The sequence below is a fragment of the Xanthomonas sp. AC360 genome (genome assembly GCF_979258225.1).
On sequence record NZ_OZ409846.1, the window covers coordinates 3,634,468 to 3,651,300 of the forward strand.

3 protein-coding genes are annotated in these 16,833 nt (G+C 61.1%); all 3 read left to right on the top strand.

What is annotated here, in order from left to right; translation table 11 throughout:
• Nucleotides 1-32 precede the first annotated feature (32 nt).
• Entirely contained in the window at nt 33-15,485 is a 15,453-nt protein-coding gene (locus tag ACZZ0O_RS15655; RefSeq protein ID WP_463591213.1) for a hemagglutinin repeat-containing protein, read from the top strand.
• A 2-nt stretch (nt 15,486-15,487) separates the two neighbouring features.
• On the top strand, nt 15,488-15,943 hold the full coding sequence (locus ACZZ0O_RS15660) for a hypothetical protein (protein ID WP_463591214.1): 456 nt from the start codon (nt 15,488-15,490) through the stop codon (nt 15,941-15,943).
• 385 nt (nt 15,944-16,328) lie between these two features.
• Nucleotides 16,329-16,721, top strand: a complete 393-nt coding sequence (locus ACZZ0O_RS15665) for a hypothetical protein (RefSeq protein ID WP_463591215.1) — start codon at nt 16,329-16,331, stop codon at nt 16,719-16,721.
• Nucleotides 16,722-16,833: the final 112 nt, after the last annotated feature.

Genomic DNA, 16,833 nt, shown 5'->3' on the forward strand with positions numbered 1-16,833 from the left:
TGATGACGCCTGCGGGCGGCGAGAGAGAAACGATGGACACCGAAGCGATGAGCGTGCGTGGTTACGTAGCCGAACAAAGCAAGCGCGCGTTGGCGCTGCTGCTGTGCTTCACCGTGACCTGGACATCGTTTCCGGCGTGGGCGCAGGTTGCGCCGACGGCCAACCCCGGTGGTCAGACACCCGGCCAACAGGTAGCAGCCAACGGTGTGCCGGTGGTGGATATCGTCGCCCCCAATGCACGCGGCATTTCGCACAATCGCTACAGCAGTTTCAACGTCGGCCCGAACGGGTTGATCCTCAACAACAGCGCGCAGATCTCCAAGACCGAGCTGGGCGGCTATGTGGCCGGCAACAACAATCTGCAGCGCAGTGGTGCGGCATCGTTGATCCTCAACGAGGTCACCTCCGCCAGCAGCCGTCTGCAGGGCTACACCGAAATCGCTGGCGCCAAAGCGCAATTGGTCATTGCCAATCCCAATGGCATTTCCTGCGATGGCTGCGGATTTCTCAATACCTCGCGCGTCACGTTGACCACCGGCACGCCCAACCTGGGCGGCGATGGCGCATTGACTGGTTTCACCATCACCGGCGGTGCGCTCAGCATCGGCAGCAATGGTCTTGACGCCTTCAATGTGGATCGTCTGGATCTGCTGTCGCGTCAGCTCAGCGTCAATGGGTCGATCTGGACCAAGGAATTGGTCGCGAGCGCGGGCGCAGGGCGCGTCAACTACGACGGCATGTTGCTCGACGTGCTGCCTGGTACCGATGGTGCTGCGCCGTCGATCGGCATCGATGTCGCGCAACTGGGCGGCATGTATGCCGACCGCATCCGTCTGATCGCTACCGAAGCCGGCGTGGGCGTGGTCAGCCGCGGCACCCTGGCCGCGCAGAGCGGTGATCTGCAGATCGACAGCGCTGGTCAGGTGAGTCTGAGCGGCACCGCCGTGGCACGCGATGGCTTGAACGTGCGGGCAAGCGGTGATCTGGACCAGCGCGGCGTGCTTGGCTCGCAGCAGGGTGATGTCAGCCTGCGTGGCGCAGGCATGCGCCTAGCCGGCGACCTGGTGGCCGCTGGCGCGTTGAATGCGCAGGCCGACGGTGCGTTGAGCCATACCGGGCGTAGCAGCGCGGGGGCGATCCGCCTGTTCGGCTCCGAATTGACCGCCGATGGCAGTGTGCATACCACCGGCGCGCTGGAGCTTGGCGCTGACGGCGTGTTGCGCAGCGGCGGTGTGGCCTATGGCGGCACGGGTGCAACGCTGCGCGCGAATCGCGTTGCATTGTCCGGCACCTTGCAGAGCGGTAGCGCCATTGCATTGAACGCAGCCAGCATCGATGCGCTGGGGACGCTGGATGCAGCGTCCGCACTGCGTGTGGTCGGCAGCGGTGATGTGCGCATGGGCGGTTTGGCCCAGGCCGGGCAGGGTGCAGAGATACAGGCCGGTGGCCGCCTGGATGTGCAGGGTCGGGTGATCGCTGCCGATACGCTCGTGCTCAACGCCGCTGCGATCGATATTGCGCAACGCGGCGCCGTCTCGGCTGGCACGGATCTGGATCTGCGCAGCGCTGGTGCGTTGAGCAATGCCGGCAGCGGCTACGCGGGGCGCGATTTGCGTGTCCAGGCCAACAATCTGACCACCACCGGCAGCTTGTCTGCCGCGCGTGACGTGCAGGCAACCGTGGTTGGCGGGCTGGTCAACGCCGGGACCGTCGTCGCCGGCAATGCATTGACCGTGGACGCCGCACAGCTGGAAAGCCGCGGCGACATTGGTAGCCAACGCGGCGACGCCACGCTGCGCAGCCGCGCTGGCTTGAGCTTGAGCGGCAACACGGTGGCAGGCGGCACGCTGGCACTGGATGCCGGCACGGATGCACGGATTGCCGGTGCGGTGAATGCCGCCAGCGTGAACCTTCGCAGCGGCGGCGATGCGGCGGTGTCCGGCACGTTGCAGAGCACGCGTGGTGCACTGAACATCGCCACCGGCGGCGCGCTGAGCAGTGATGCCATCGTGCAGTCGGCTGGTGTGCTCGACCTGCAGGCGAACGGTGCATTGCGTCAACGTGGGCAGCTGCGCAGTGGCGGCGCGCTGCAACTGCGTGGCTCCACGGTCGATCATGATGGCGTAATCGATGCAGGCGGTGATCTGCGGATTGCAAGCACTAACAATCTGGCCCTGAGCGGAACGGTGCAGAGCGCAGGCGCTGCTACCTTGCAGGCAGGTGGGCTGCTGGACAATCGCGCCAACGTGGTTGCAGCAGGTGCACTGCAGGTGGATGCTGCGTCGCTGCGTAATGCTCAGGGTGCGGCATTTTCGTCCGATGCCAATGCGCGTCTGCGCAGCACGGGTAGCTTCGATAACGCCGGCAGCCTCTATGCCGGCAATGCACTCCAGCTCGCCGCTGACACGCTGACCCAGAGTGGCCGGGTCGGTTCGGGCAATACGCTGTCGGCGTCGGTAGCAGGTGCGCTCGACAACACTGGCAACATCGTGGCCAAGAACGCCTTGCAGATCGAGGCCGGTAGTTTGCGCAGCATCGGTCAACTCGGCAGCGAAGCGGCAGAGGTGCGCCTGACCACCGATGGCGACATCGCATTGCAGGGTGTGGTCGCTGCGGGGACGTCGCTGCAGGCCACGGCCGGTGGCGATCTGCAACAAGCAGGTTCCGCGACCGCGCAAACCATGGTCCTCGCTGCCGGACGCGATCTCACTGCGGCCGGCACTTTGCGTGCTGCATCCACGCTGGATGTGCAGGCGCAGCGCACGCTGACGTTTGCCGCACAAGGCCAGGTGGGTGGCGATGCTGCATTGCGTGCAACCACCGTGATTAACAGCCAGGGTGCGGTGTTGCAGGCTGGCGGTGCGATCGCGTTGGACGGCGCCGCAATCGATAGCCGCGGCACACTCGACGCAGGCAGCGATCTGCAGATGCGCAGCGATGGCGATCTGTCCCTGGCTGGCATTGCACAGAGCGGACGTGATATGCGTCTGAGCGCGGCCAACGCCGTCAGCAATGCCGCGCAGGTCGTCGCAGGCCGCAATCTGACAGTGCAGGCGCAACGTCTGGACAACACCGCCGCTGGCGTATTGGCAGGCGAGGGCAATGTGTCCCTGACGACCACGGCGCAGCTCAACACCGCCGGCCGCGTGCAGGCCGGTGGCGATATGCAGCTCACCGCGGCAGCGCTGGACCAGAGTGGCAGCGTGTCTGCAGGCAAGGCAATGACGGTTGCGGTAGCGGGCACGCTGGACAATCGCGGCACGCTGATTGCCAAGGATGCGATGCAGATCGATGCAGGCACGCTGCGCAGCACCGGGCAATTGGGCAGCGAACGTGCCGATGTGACGTTGGCGAGCCAGGTCGTCATGCAGCTGGGCGGCGTGGTCGCCGCGGCAACCACGTTGCGCGCTACCGCCGGCAGTGATCTTGAGCAAGCCGGCGTGCTCAACGGACAGTCCATTGCACTGCAGGCTGGCCGCGATCTCACTCTCGGCGGCACCCTGAATTCTGCATCCACCCTGGATCTGCAGGCCCAGCGCACGCTGGCCTTGAATGGCCAGGCAGCGAGCACGGGCAGCGCCGTCCTCAAGGGCGCAACCATCGCCACTGGTGGCACGGCTGTCCTACAGAGCGGTGCCAACATCACCCTGGATGGCGCAGCGATCGATAGCCGTGGCTCGCTCGATGCAGCGACCGATCTGAGCGTGGTTAGCGCAGGCGATCTGACATTGGGCGGTATCGCTCGGGCCGGACGTGACGTCGCGCTGACCGCTACTGGTGCATTGCGTAATGGCGCGCAAGTTGTCGCCGCACGCGACCTCAGTGTGCAGGCGGCCAGCGCCGAAAACCTGACGAATGCGACGCTGGGTGCGATGCGCGATCTGCGTGTCGACGTCGCTGGCGCACTGGACAATAGCGGTACCTTGCACGGCGAGCGTGGGCTGGCGCTGTCGACAGGGTCGCTGTTGCAGCGCGGCCGACTCTATAGCGGCGATGCGATCTCGATTGCATCGACTGGCGCATTCGACAATCGTGGTCAGCTGGTTTCCGGCAAGGATCTGAGCATCGCCGCCGGCAGCATTACCAGCACCGGCCAGCTTGGCTCGGTGAATGGCGCGCTGACGCTGATCAGCCAGAATGCGATCGATCTGCAAGGCGTCGTCTCTGCCGCCACCACGCTGCAGGCCACTGCAGTGGGTGACCTGGTGCAATCTGGTTCGCTCACCGCGCAGACAGTTGGCCTGCAAGCGGGTCGCGATCTCACTGCCGGCGGTACGCTGCAGTCAGCCTCCACACTGGACTTGCAGGCGCAGCGTGCGCTGGTCCTGAATGGTCAGGCACAGGCAGGCAGCGATGCCGCGTTGCGTGGCAACAGCATCGCCACCGGCACTGCCGCTGTGCTGAAAAGCGCTGGTTCGATCACCCTGGAGGGCGCGGCCATCGACAGCCGCGGCACGCTCGACGCCGGCAGCGACCTGCGTCTGCGCAGTACCGGCGCACTGGCATTGGCAGGCGTGGCGCAAGCTAATCGCGACGTCGTACTCAGTGCCGACGGCGCGTTGAGCAACGCCGGTCAGGTCATCGCAGGCCGTGACCTATCAGTGCAGGCAGGCACTGTCAGCAATGCTGTCACGGGCACGCTGGCTGCACAGGGCGGCGTCACACTCACCACTGGCACATTGCAGAACGCAGGCAGCGTGCAGAGCGGTGGCGATTTACGCATGACCGCCACCGGCATCGACCAGAGCGGTGCCGCCATTGCTGGCAAGGCGTTGACTGTCACGGCGACCGGGCTGGTCGATAACCGCGGCAACCTGATCGCCAAGGACGCATTGACCGTGGACGCAGGCACCCTGCGCAGTAGCGGGCAGCTTGGCAGCGAAACAGCCAACGTCACGCTGGTCAGCCGCGGCGACATCGCGTTGCAAGGTGTTGTGGCTGCCGCAACCACGTTGCAGGCAACCGCTGCTGGTGACCTGCAGCAAGGCGGATCGCTCAAGGCGCAGTCGGTCGCATTGCAGGCAGGGCGCGATCTGGTTGCAGCAGGTACGTTGCAGTCGGCTTCCTCCCTCGACCTGCAGGCGCAGCGCACGCTGGCGTTGAACGGGCAGGCCGTCACGGGCGGCAACGCAACCCTGCGCGGTGCGACGGTCACCACCGGACAGGCTTCCGTATTGCAAGGCGGCGGTGCGATCAGTCTTGATGGCGCAGCGATCGACAGCCGCGGCGCGTTGGATGCGGGCACTGATTTGAGCCTGCGCAGCACGGGCAACCTGGCAGTGGCCGGAGTGGCACAGGCTGATCGCGCAGTCGTGCTGAGCGCGGCCGGCGCATTGACCAACGCGGCGCAGGTTGTTGCCGGCCAGAATCTGTCCGTCACCGCAGCCAGTGCAAGCAACACCGCCACGGGCGTGCTGCTAGCGCAAGGCGATACCACGCTGTCTATCGCCGGCTTGCTCGACAATGCAGGCGCGATGCGCGCAGGCAATCAATTGACGCTTGGTGTCGGTTCGCTGCGTCAGACCGGTCAGGCGTACGGCTTGCAGCGCTTGGGTCTGACCGCCGCAGGTGCGGTGGACAATCGCGGTGATTTGATTGGCGGCAACGGCCTGCGTGTGGAGGCCGCGCAGCTCGCCAGCACTGGTCAGCTCGGTAGCGAGCGCGGCGACGTCGCCTTGATCAGCCGTGGCAACCTGCAGCTCGACGGTAGCCTGGCAGCGGCGGGCGCATTCTCTGCGCAAGCCGACGGCGCGTTGGCGCAAAGTGGCACCCTGAGTGCAGGCAGCACGCTCGACCTGCGCTCGAAAAGCGATCTGACCGTTGCAGGTCAGCTGCGCGGCCAGCAGATCACGCTGGCCAGCGACGCCGTGGTGCGTCAGCAGGGCGTGGTCAGTGGTGAGACGGTGGGACTGCAAGGCGCGCGTATCGAAAACGCCGGGCAGACCACCGCCGCCGGAAATCTGAGCCTGCGTGCAGGCGAAATCACCATCGCCGGTACGGTTGGTGCAGGCATTGCCGGCGATGGCAACCTGGGGACCGGCAGTACGTTGAGCCTGGTCGCCGATCGCCAGCTGAGTGCCTCGGGCAAGTTGTTGGCAGGCGGCAATCTGCTCGCGCAAGGCGCCCAGCTGCAGCTTGCTGGCGCCAGCACGCGCGCCACCGGCAATGTCGCGCTGACCACCGGCGGTAGCCTCGACCATCGTGGCGGCGACCTGCTCGCCGGCGGCACGCTGACCGTGCAGGCAGGCGGCACCATCGATAACGGCCGTCTCACGACGACTGGCGGCCAACTCCAGGCCAGTCAGCTCAGCATCGATGGCGGCAGTTTGAACAATGCCGGCGGCCGTCTCGTTCAAAGTGGTGCAGGCGCGACGCGCGTCAGCATTGGTGGCGCAATCGACAACACGTTGGGAACCTTGGCCAGCAATGGGCAGGATCTGACCATCACTGCCGCAAGCCTTGAGAATGCGCAGGGACGGATCGAACATGCGGGTACTGGCACTGCGTCGGTCACCAGCCGTGGCGCATTGGGCAATGCCAACGGTCGCATCGTCTCGCAGGGGACGTTGACCATCGGCGCCAGCAGCGGCATGAACAATCAGGGGGGCACGGTGGCTGCCGCTGGTGATGCAACGCTTGCTGCGGCCAGCCTCAATAATGTTGGTGGTTCGGTCGCTGCACGCGGTTTGACGGTGCAAAGCGGTGGTGCTGTCGACAACCGTAGCGGCCTATTGCAGGCCAGCGGTGGCGCGATGACATTGCGTGCCGATAGCCTCAGCAATAGTGGTGGCACGCTGCAGGCGGTGAGCAGCGGTGGTACGGGCGGCAGTCTGCGCGTCGAGCTCACTCGTGGGTTGGATAACGGCACCGGCATCATCGGTGCCAGTACCGATGCAGTGATCACTGCGGAAAACATCGCAAGCTCCGGTGGCAGCCTGCAAGCCGGGCGCGACCTCAGCGTCACCGCACGCGGCCAGCTGGACAATCACCAGAGCGGCAAACTCAGTGCGGGCCGCGATCTCAATGTTGCGGTGACAGGCGCGCTGCTTAACAGCGGCGGCCAGCTCGACGCCGGTAACACGCTCACCGTATCGGGCGGACGGATCGACAATACGCAGGGCAGCATCGTCAACAATGGCGGCGGTCTGACGCGTATCAGCACCGGCGGTGCGCTGACCAATACCAGTGGCAATCTCGGTGGCCGCGGCAGCGTGGTGATCGATGCCGCCAGTATTGCCAATAACAGCGGGCAGCTTGTGGCAGGCGGCGACTTGATCGCCAATACCAACACCTTGAACAATCAGGGCGGCAACATTTATGCCGGCGCAAGCTTCCTGCTGCAGCGCGCAGGCGCCACGCTGAACAATCAGAACGGCAGGATCAAAGCCGAGCAGGCAGTTCGCCTGAACCTGCAGAGCCTGAGCAATGCCGGTGGTCAGATTGGCGCGGGCAGCATCACCGGCGGCGCTGGCGATGTGGTGATCGATACCGTCGGGTTCGACGGTGGTGGCAGCATTCTGGCGCAGAACCTGCTGGATCTGACCTTGCGCAGCGACTACACGCATCGCGCCGGCGCAGATCTCACCAGCAATGGCGATTTCAACCTGCGTGTGGGCGGCAACCTGGTCAACGAGGCCACGCTCAAGGCAGCGCGCCGCCTGGACATCACCGCTAGCAGCATCGCCAACCGTGCCGGCGCCAACATCCTGTCCAACGATACCCGCCTCAACGGCGGCAATGTCATCGACAACGCCGGCAGTATTTCCGGCAACGCTGCGCTCTCGCTGGTGGCAAACAGCGTCTACAACACCGGCAGCATCGTCGGCGGCAATGTGTCGGTGAATACCGGCACGTTGGTCAACGGCGCGGACTTTGGCGGTGTGACCAACAACGCCGCCTATGGTTCGGCCTTGCTGGGTTCCACCGGCAACATGAACCTGATCGTACGCGATCAACTGCTCAACCGCGATGCGCGCATTTTCAGCCTGCGCAATATCGCCATTGGTGGTGCGCAGGATGGTGCTGGCACCTTGGTCTCGCGCACCGGTGTGGTGAATAACCTGTCGGGCAGCATTGAGGCCGATGGAAGCATTTTGATTGCGGCTAATCAGCTGAATAATCGGCGGCGTGTGATCAATACGACCAGCGTTTCTACCGATCCCGGCGACGATGTGTATTCGGGTGGCGAGCTTATCGAAGGCAAAACAATCAGGAATCTGCAAGGTGCGCGTGCGCCTTATCCTTACAGGGGGCTCGCGCCGGGTATTTATCGCAACTACCAAGTAATCCAGCAGGAACAGCTGTCATCGGCAAGCGCTGAGGGAAAGATTGCTGCAGGCGGAAACATCCTGCTCTCCGGTAGCGTCACAAATAATGCATCCACTATCGCCGCTGCTGGGCTTTTCGCAGCAAATCAACGGGGTCTTGGTGGGCTCTCGGACAACATGATTGCCGGCAGCGAGCAATTGTTCAACCAGGCGCTCGCGTTAAACCAGACGGTTCGCCAGAGTGATGTCGAACATATCGTTACTGCGATCACCAACGACTGCATGCAGCCGGTGGGGCAGAAGGTCGTCTGCTATTACGAGGAAGAAGACCAGAGGCTGAATTCCTCGACCACGAGCAGTAGCTATATTGCCCTGGGCGCCAGCATGACCGGCGGCCAAGGCGTCAGCATCAACGGCGCCAACATCAGCAACGGCGCCGTCGGTAGCGATGGCCGTAACATCAGCGGTGCCTCGCTAAACGGCGTCAGTGCACAAGGCGGATTGAGCGGCCGCACGCGGCAGACCGCGGCAAATGTCGGTGGTCAGGCGGTCATCGGTCGGGCCAATGGCGGTGCAGCCAGCATCAGCGTGGCGAGCAATACCGCCGGCAACGCGGGTGCGCAGGTTGGTGCGAATACGCAGGATGCCTCGCTTGCGGCATCTGGCGGCATCGTCGCCATGTCGGTTGCACCGGTCATGTCCAATGACAGTGGCTTGGTGCGCAGCACCGTTGATCAGGCCAACGTGCAAGCCACCGCTACCGGTACCGGCGTCGTTGCAGGCGCTAGCGAAAGCCGCACCCGCATCGATCCGGCCACCATTCCGGTGACCAACATCGTTGGCGGCGGCCAGACCTCGCTGACGCAGATCGATCTGCCCATCGGCGGGTTGTATCGCTTGTCCAATGGCAACGCCACCGATCGTACTGCCATGGGGCGCGCGGCAGTCGGCCTTGGCGGCATCAACGCCTGGCGCAGCAATGGGCCGGGCCGTCGTTACCTGATCGAGACCGATCCGCGCTTCGTCAACTACGATAACTTCATCAGCAGCGATTTCCTGCTGGACAAGCTGGGCGTAGACCCGGAGTGGACCCAGACCCGCCTGGGCGATGGCTTCTACGAGCAGCGCCTGGTGCTGGACCAGATCACCCAGCTCACCGGTCGTCGCTATCTGGGCAACTACGCCGATGGCGTGGCGCAGTACCGCGCCTTGCTGGAGTCGGGTGTCGCGGCCGCTGGTCAGCTGCAGCTGAGCATGGGCGTGGGCTTGACCGCCGCCCAGGCGGCAGCGTTGACGCAAGACATCGTGTGGATGGTGGAGCAGGACTACCAGGGCCAGAAGGTGCTGGTACCGGTGGTGTATCTGGCCTCCAACTCGTTGCAGTTGCGCGGTAATGGCGCCTTGATTGCTGGCGGCAACGTCGAGCTCAACGCCACCAATGCCATGAGCAACCAGGGCGTGATCGCCGGTGCCGACGTCAGCATTACCGCAGGCAACCTGCTCAACCAGGGCCGCATCAGCGGCACCGGCAGCGTGGTGCTGGAAGCACGTAACGACCTGTTCAACCAAGGCCAGATCCAGGGCCGCGATGTTGCGCTAGTCGCTGGCAACAACCTGATCAGCGAAGCAACCAAGGCCATCAACGGCGTTGGCATCCTGTCGGGCATTACTGCTAGCAACACCCTGCAACTGTTTGCCGGCAACGACATGACGTTGACCGGTACCCGCGTGCAGGCCGACGGCAGTGCGGCCTTGATCGCAGGCAACAACCTCAGCCTTACCCCAAGCGCGTTGCGCGACGATAACGGCCTGCTGCGCGGCGGCGATGCTGTGTCGGTCATCACCGGCAAGGATCTGATTGTCTCGGCAGGCAACGACCTGCAACTGCACGGCGTCACCATCAAGGCCGGCGGCAGCGCCGCGCTGCAGGCGGGTAACGACCTCTCGCTGACCCCGACCACCGGTCTGGACGGCAAGGTCGCCACGCGTACCACCATCAGCACCGGCGACAGCCTGCAACTCACCGCAGGCAACGACCTGACCATCCGTCAGGCCAACGTCAACGCCGGCGGCGATCTGATCGCGGCAGCAGGCAACAATCTCAACGTCGAGTCGGTGCTCAACGACAGCGAAACCAACAGCTACAAGACACGCAACGGCAAAACTCGCGTCACCACGACAACCACGACCCAAACCATCGATCAGCAAGCACTGACGGCCGGCGGCAACCTCATCCTCAGCGCCGGCAATGACGTCAATCTGGTCGCGGCCAAGCTGGACGCCGGCAAAGGCCTGGGCATCAGCGCCGGCAATGACATCAATGCCAGTACGCTGACGACGGTGGACACCAGCAACACCCTGGAAACGCGCAAGCGCTTCAAGCAGACCACCGCGACCAGCGATGAAACCGTCTACGGCACCGAGTTCAGTGCCGGCGGTAACTTGGCGATGCAGGCTGGTAACGACATCACCCTGACCGCCGCATCTGCGGCCGCCAAGGAAGGTGGCATCACCCTGGCTGCCGGCAACGACGTCAACCTGCTCGCTGCCAGCGAGCAGCACGATGCCGTGCAGGACATGACCAAGAAGAAGAAGGGCACGTTCTCCAGCAAGACCACGACTACGCATGATGAGTGGCAGGACACGTTTGCGATCGGTACGGCGCTGAGCGGCGAGTCCGTCAATATCTCCGCCGGTAACGATGTGGCAGTGGTCGGCTCAACGGTGCTTGCCAATGGCGATGTACGTCTGGCGGCAGGCAACAATGTCACCATCGAGTCGACGCAGGACATCAGCAGCGAAGCACATAGCTTCAGCCAGAAGCGATCCGGCTTGACCGGCAGCATTGGCGGTGGTGTTGCCAGCATTGGTTACAGCAAAGCGCGCAGCAATAGCGAGAATTCATCTGAATCGGTCACCCAGGTTGCCTCATCCGTTGGCTCAACCGATGGCAATCTTGTCATCAGCGCGGGCAACCAACTGACCATTGCCGCCTCGGACATCGGTGCCGGCAAGGATCTGACGCTGGCAGCCAAGGACATCGCGCTGCTGGCACGCCAGGACACGGTCGAGTCGCAATCCAGCCAGTCGAGTAAATCCAGCGGATTCTCGGTGGGCGTGACCTACGACCCGGGTGCCTCGTACCGCAGCGCACGCGATTCGACCACCAAGAACATGGTCGATACCGGCTCGACCATGAGCAAGATCAGTCGTGATGCCGAAGGCGCAGCGGCCGGCACCATGGCCGCCATCACCCCGGTGGTGATCCAGGCCAGCAGCCACCGCTCCAATGCATCGCAAAACGAGAGCACCAGCGACGCGCGCGTCAGCCAGTTGGCGGCCGGCGGCAACCTGACCCTGCTCGCCAGCGATGGCTCGATCACCAGCCAGGGCACGCAAATGTCTGCGGAGGGCAATGCGCTGCTGCTCGCCAGCAAGGACATCGTGTTCGACGTCGCGCACAACACCCAGTCCAGTGGTAACGCCAGTAACGGCAAGGGCTGGGGCTTCAACAATGCCGCCGGCTTGCCGTACGGCAACTACAACCAGCAAGGCACCGGCAACGGGCAGACAGACACCATCACCGGCACGCAATTGTCGGTGGGCGGCAATGCCAGCCTGACCACCACCCAAGGCGACATCACCCTGACCGCAAGCAATGTCGCGGCGCAAGGCAATGTCAGCCTGCGCGCAGCGGGCGATCTGACCATCCAAAGTGGCCAGGACATCCTGGGCAATACCAATCAGTCCACCAGCAAGGGCATCGGCACGGTGGTCATCTCCGACACCGAGCGTTTTGCCGGCTACAACAAGAAGAACCACTTCGACGACAACGCCCAGGTCGCGCAGGTGGCCAGCACTGTCGGCAGCCTGGGCGGCAATGTCAGCCTGACCGCAGGCGGCACGTATACGCAGTCGGCCAGCAACGTGGTCGCGGCCAAGGACGTGGACATCACCGCGGCCTCGATCCAGCTGCTGACCGCCAACCAGAGCAGCTCCGCCTCGCAGCAGGACGACGACCTCAAGATCGGCGCGTTCGCGCGCATCAAGTCGCCGCTGATCGATCTGATCAATAACGTGGACGATGCGCGTCAGTCGGATGGGCGCTTGGGCGCGATGCAGGGCATGGCGGCGGCGGCGAATGCGTATCAGTCGGCCAGTGCGATCAGCAGCATGGCCGGTGGCGCGGGTAGCGGCTCTTTACTCAGTGTCGAAGCGGGCGTGGGTTTCGCCACCAACGAGAGCAGTTTCAACAGCAGCAGCCAGATCTCGCAGGGCTCCACCATCACCGGTGGCGGCAATGTGCGCCTGAAGACCACCGAAGGCGACCTGCGTATCGTGCAGGGCAACCTCAAGGCCGGCGACACGCTGAGCCTGGATTCGGCACGCGACCTGGTGCTTGAGGCAGGCAACTCCAGCAACACCGAACAGAGCAAGGGCAGCAACGCCGGGTTTGAGGTCGGTGTCGGCGCATCGGTTGGTGCGCAGACCGGCGTGTACGCGTATGTGCAAGCCAGTGCCGGGAGCCACAAGTCGAACGTGGATGGCAGCACCTGGCAGAACACGCAGCTGGCCGGCCAGAACATCGTAATCAAGTCGGAGGGTGACACCACCTTGCGCGGCGCGGTGGTCAAGGGCGACAGGGTCGATGCACAGATCGGTGGCGACCTCACCATCGAATCGCTGCAAGACAAGCTGGACATCCAATCCAAGGAAAGCAGCGTTGGTGGACGTGTACAGGTCTCGGCGGGTACCGCGTGGGATGCCAGCGGCTATGCCAGCGCGGCCAAGGCCAATGGCAACTACCTCGGTGTCGTCGAGCAGTCGGGTCTATTTGCAGGCAACGGCGGCTACCACGTCACTGCTGGCAACGTGAACCTGATCGGTGGCGCCATCGCCAGCACCAATGCCGGTGCGAGCGAGCTAACGGCCGACTCGCTGACGTTCACCGATCTGAAAAACCAGATGGATTACAGCGCATCGTCGGGCAGCATCAGTGGCGGCTTCGGCAGTACCGGTAACCAAACCGATGCCAACGGCAACCCGATCCAACGGACCGCTGGCGAACAGTCCAGTGACATCGGCAATAACATCGCCAACGGCAACTACGGCAAGGCCAACACCGGCAGCTTCATGCCGGGCATGCCGATGAGCGAAAGCGGCAGCGACACCACCTACACCCGCGCCACGTTGACCGAAGGCAACATCAAGATCGGCGGCAAGACCACCACGGCAGCAGCGACCGGCATCAACACCGATGCCAGCGCTGCCCATGAAGCGGTAGCGGCGCTGCCGGACGTGCGCAAGATCCTGGGCGAGCAGCAGGCGATGGCGGCGGCGGCCGGCACGGTCATCGCAACGGGCAGGCAGATCGGCCAGGACATTGCCGCATCGGCCGAGAACAAAGCGCGCGCCATCGAAGACCAGTACGAGAACGACCTCAAGACCGACGATGAAAGGAATCGCTTCGCGGCCTTGACGCCTGCCCAGCGGGAAAGCGAACTGCTGCAGAACGTCTCCGCCTACCGTGCGGCTTACGAATCGAAACAGCAATGGGGCACCGGCGGCGACTACAGCCGGGCATTGCAGGCGGTCACGACGGTCCTCGTCGGCAGCGTCGCCGGCCAGGGGGTGAGCCAAGTTGCCAGTAATGCACTGGCACCTTATGCCGCCCAACTGGTCGGCAAGACCTTCGACCAGAACCACGGCAGCAACCCGAACGCCGTGCTGCAAGGGCTATCGCATGCAGTCCTCGGCGCGGTGCTAGCGCAAGTCAACGGCACATCCATGACCGGTGGCGCACTGGCGGGCGCAGGTGGCGAGCTGGCGGCGCAGTACCTGACCAAGACCCTGTACGGCGACGACCCGCAAGCCTACGGCCCGGATGGCAAGTTCGATCCAAACCGGCTCCCGGAAGCAGATAAGCAGATGCTGGTGTCGTTGTCGCAGGCCGTTGGTGCGATTGTGGGTGGAATGACGGGCGGGAGTCTGGCGGATGCTGCGACGACCGCAAATATTGCGAAGAATTCGGTCGAGAACAATTTCCTCGGCAAGGATGATCATGCGCGATTGAAACAACTTCGCCAAAAATCTGAAACACAGTTTGGACTGAATCCACAGGAATCACTGGAACTCGTCTTGCTTGACGCCGGTGACCAGATGAGTGCCGGTCTTCTGAGGAAGGTACTGGCTGGAGAGCCTCTCACTGAGGTCCAGAAAGCTGGTCTCGCTACTTATTACCAGCGCTACATCGATCAGAATGGAAGCTTCGATCTAAATACTTTGCAAGGTATCGGCCCAGACCAGGTTTACGGCTTTCCGTATGCGGGATTGAGCGTCGATCAGCGCGCATACGCAAGTACGAATTTCACATTCATGGAGCGCTTGTTCGGCCGCGACAAGACAGCGAATGACAAGATCTACGTTGACGCGCTCATCAAGTCAGGGCTTGAAGTCACTCGTACTGAAGATCTGCTCCCATCCTCGATGCAGCTGAGAGGTTTCTTCGCCCTCCATGATTCATTGAGCTCAAGCGCACTTGCAAGCCTAGGCTATCTCGGTGCAACTGCGGCGGGAATGAGTGAGGATAATCGTCGAAATATAGCAAATACGATTTCCCACCTTGTTCAAATTGGAGGCGCGGCAACCGCTCCATGGACTGGCCTATCACCTGACGGAGGTAGTCTTGGGGTCCCGCGTCAACTAAAGCCCGGTGTGAAGGAGGTGCCTTCAAAAATATTGATGGGTCCGCCTAATAAACCGGCCAACGAACTTGTATCTTCCCCACCAAACAAGCCAGTAGAAGTTGCTGAAGTTATTCCGCCTGGAATGACTCGTCCTTTCAGGTCCTTGAATCCCGAATTTCCGCCAAATGAGGATGTTGTAAGAGAGATGGGGTCGAGTAAAATCAAGTATATGAAGACTTGCACAAGTGAGGTGGATTGCTCTGAAATCGCCGAGAGGCTTCTCACTGTGTCAGGAGGTAAAGGTTATGTATTGGAAGTAAGGCCTTCTAAGGCCGGAGACTTGAATGTCTACGAAAACGGCGTATTGGAACCTGATCAGTTTTATCATCAGGTTTATACGGACGGGCGTTATGTGTATGATCCGAGGCTCTCTAATGCTCCTATACCAAAAGGCGACTGGGAGCAGCACATGAAGGGGATAAATCCGGGTGGTCTTCGAATTTCCAGGAACTTGAAAGGATTTGGAAGGTGAGTATGAAAATTGTTGAAGCCAGAGAGGGGCGGTTGCTGAATATAATCAACTGGATGAGCCCTCTTGAGTGGAGGCGTTATCAGTCGCGTGAAGCTAGAGTTTGGAATGGACGCTTTTTTGAAAAGCAAGATATGTCAACATATCCTCCATATGTGGCTTTTAGGTTTGTAAAGGAAGAAAGTGTTGTTGTTCAAAGGCTCATGGATTTTGTTGCGAGATACAAAGGTACGGTGGAGTGGGTGATGAAAGGTCACTTGCGAGAAGCAATTCCAAGTACTAATTGGGTAATCGCGCCATCATTTTTTTTTGCAGCTGAAAGCGCCGCTCGTTTGTCGGATATGTCGATAGGAGATTACGTCGCTACGAATGATGTTGGGTCATCTTTGGTGGCTTACAAAGACATTGATTTATTGACAGAGTATATAGCCGATAAAATTGGCGTGGGTTCTAGGTATTAAGTGTAAGGTGCGGAATTTTCGCGTCTTGCTAAAGTGAAGAGGAGAGTTTTTCTTAAAATTGAATTAGTCGGAAATTGGATTGGTGGGGCGCTTTATGTGGGTAAGCAGAAATGATCGTGGTATTGAATGTGTAAAGAAGGAAAGATTATCCTCAGGTTATAATTAAGTGGATTTGGGGGATTTATAGCAAGTAATATAAATTGGAAAATTTTTTGCATTTAATTAATAATTCGGCCGGCCTACGTTCTTGTTGGGAGAAATAGTTGAGAGGGGTGCTGTCAAATATTATTTGATGTAGCAAAATATATCGATAAAAGGCAAGTGGATTCTTGATGATATTGGCTATGTTAATAACTGGAACTTTATTGAACCGCCTGTCAATTTCATGGGGCTAGGTGGCTATTCATCGAAAGTGAGGTTTGACGGGTTTGAAGTTGATTATTCATTAGCTGGATATGCAAGTGTCCCTGTTTTAAGTGAAAAAGCTGTTGATTCCCTAATAGGGTTGCCTGAAATTGACGAGCCATGCCGAAATGTTGTCTTTGCGCCAGTGGAAATCAAGCATAAAATTCTGAAGCAAAATTATTTTGCGATGATAATCGAAACTCAAATTGATTGCGTGGATGAAGGGAGTTCTGAATTTTCAGTTTTTGAAAATAATGATCCAGTACGCCCAGATTTGGCAGGGACATATCGAAGCTTCTTTAATCCTGTCATAGAGGTGTCTAAGGTGGGCGAAAAGCATATATTTAGGCTAAAAAATATCTTGGGGCAGTAATCGTTAGTGAGGAAGTGAAGCGGCGATTTGAAGGTGCCGGGGTAACGGGGGTGGTTTTTGATTTATTGAATGGTCCAGAAAAAGTTGTTGTTTGATTAGGTTGTAAATATAA

What these genes read in the sequence shown, in the direction of transcription:
- ACZZ0O_RS15655 (WP_463591213.1), top strand. Translation starts at nt 33, where the DNA reads ATGGACACCGAAGCGATGAGCGTGCGTGGTTACGTAGCCGAACAAAGC.
- ACZZ0O_RS15660 (WP_463591214.1), top strand. Translation starts at nt 15,488, where the DNA reads ATGAAAATTGTTGAAGCCAGAGAGGGGCGGTTGCTGAATATAATCAAC.
- ACZZ0O_RS15665 (WP_463591215.1), top strand. Translation starts at nt 16,329, where the DNA reads ATGGGGCTAGGTGGCTATTCATCGAAAGTGAGGTTTGACGGGTTTGAA.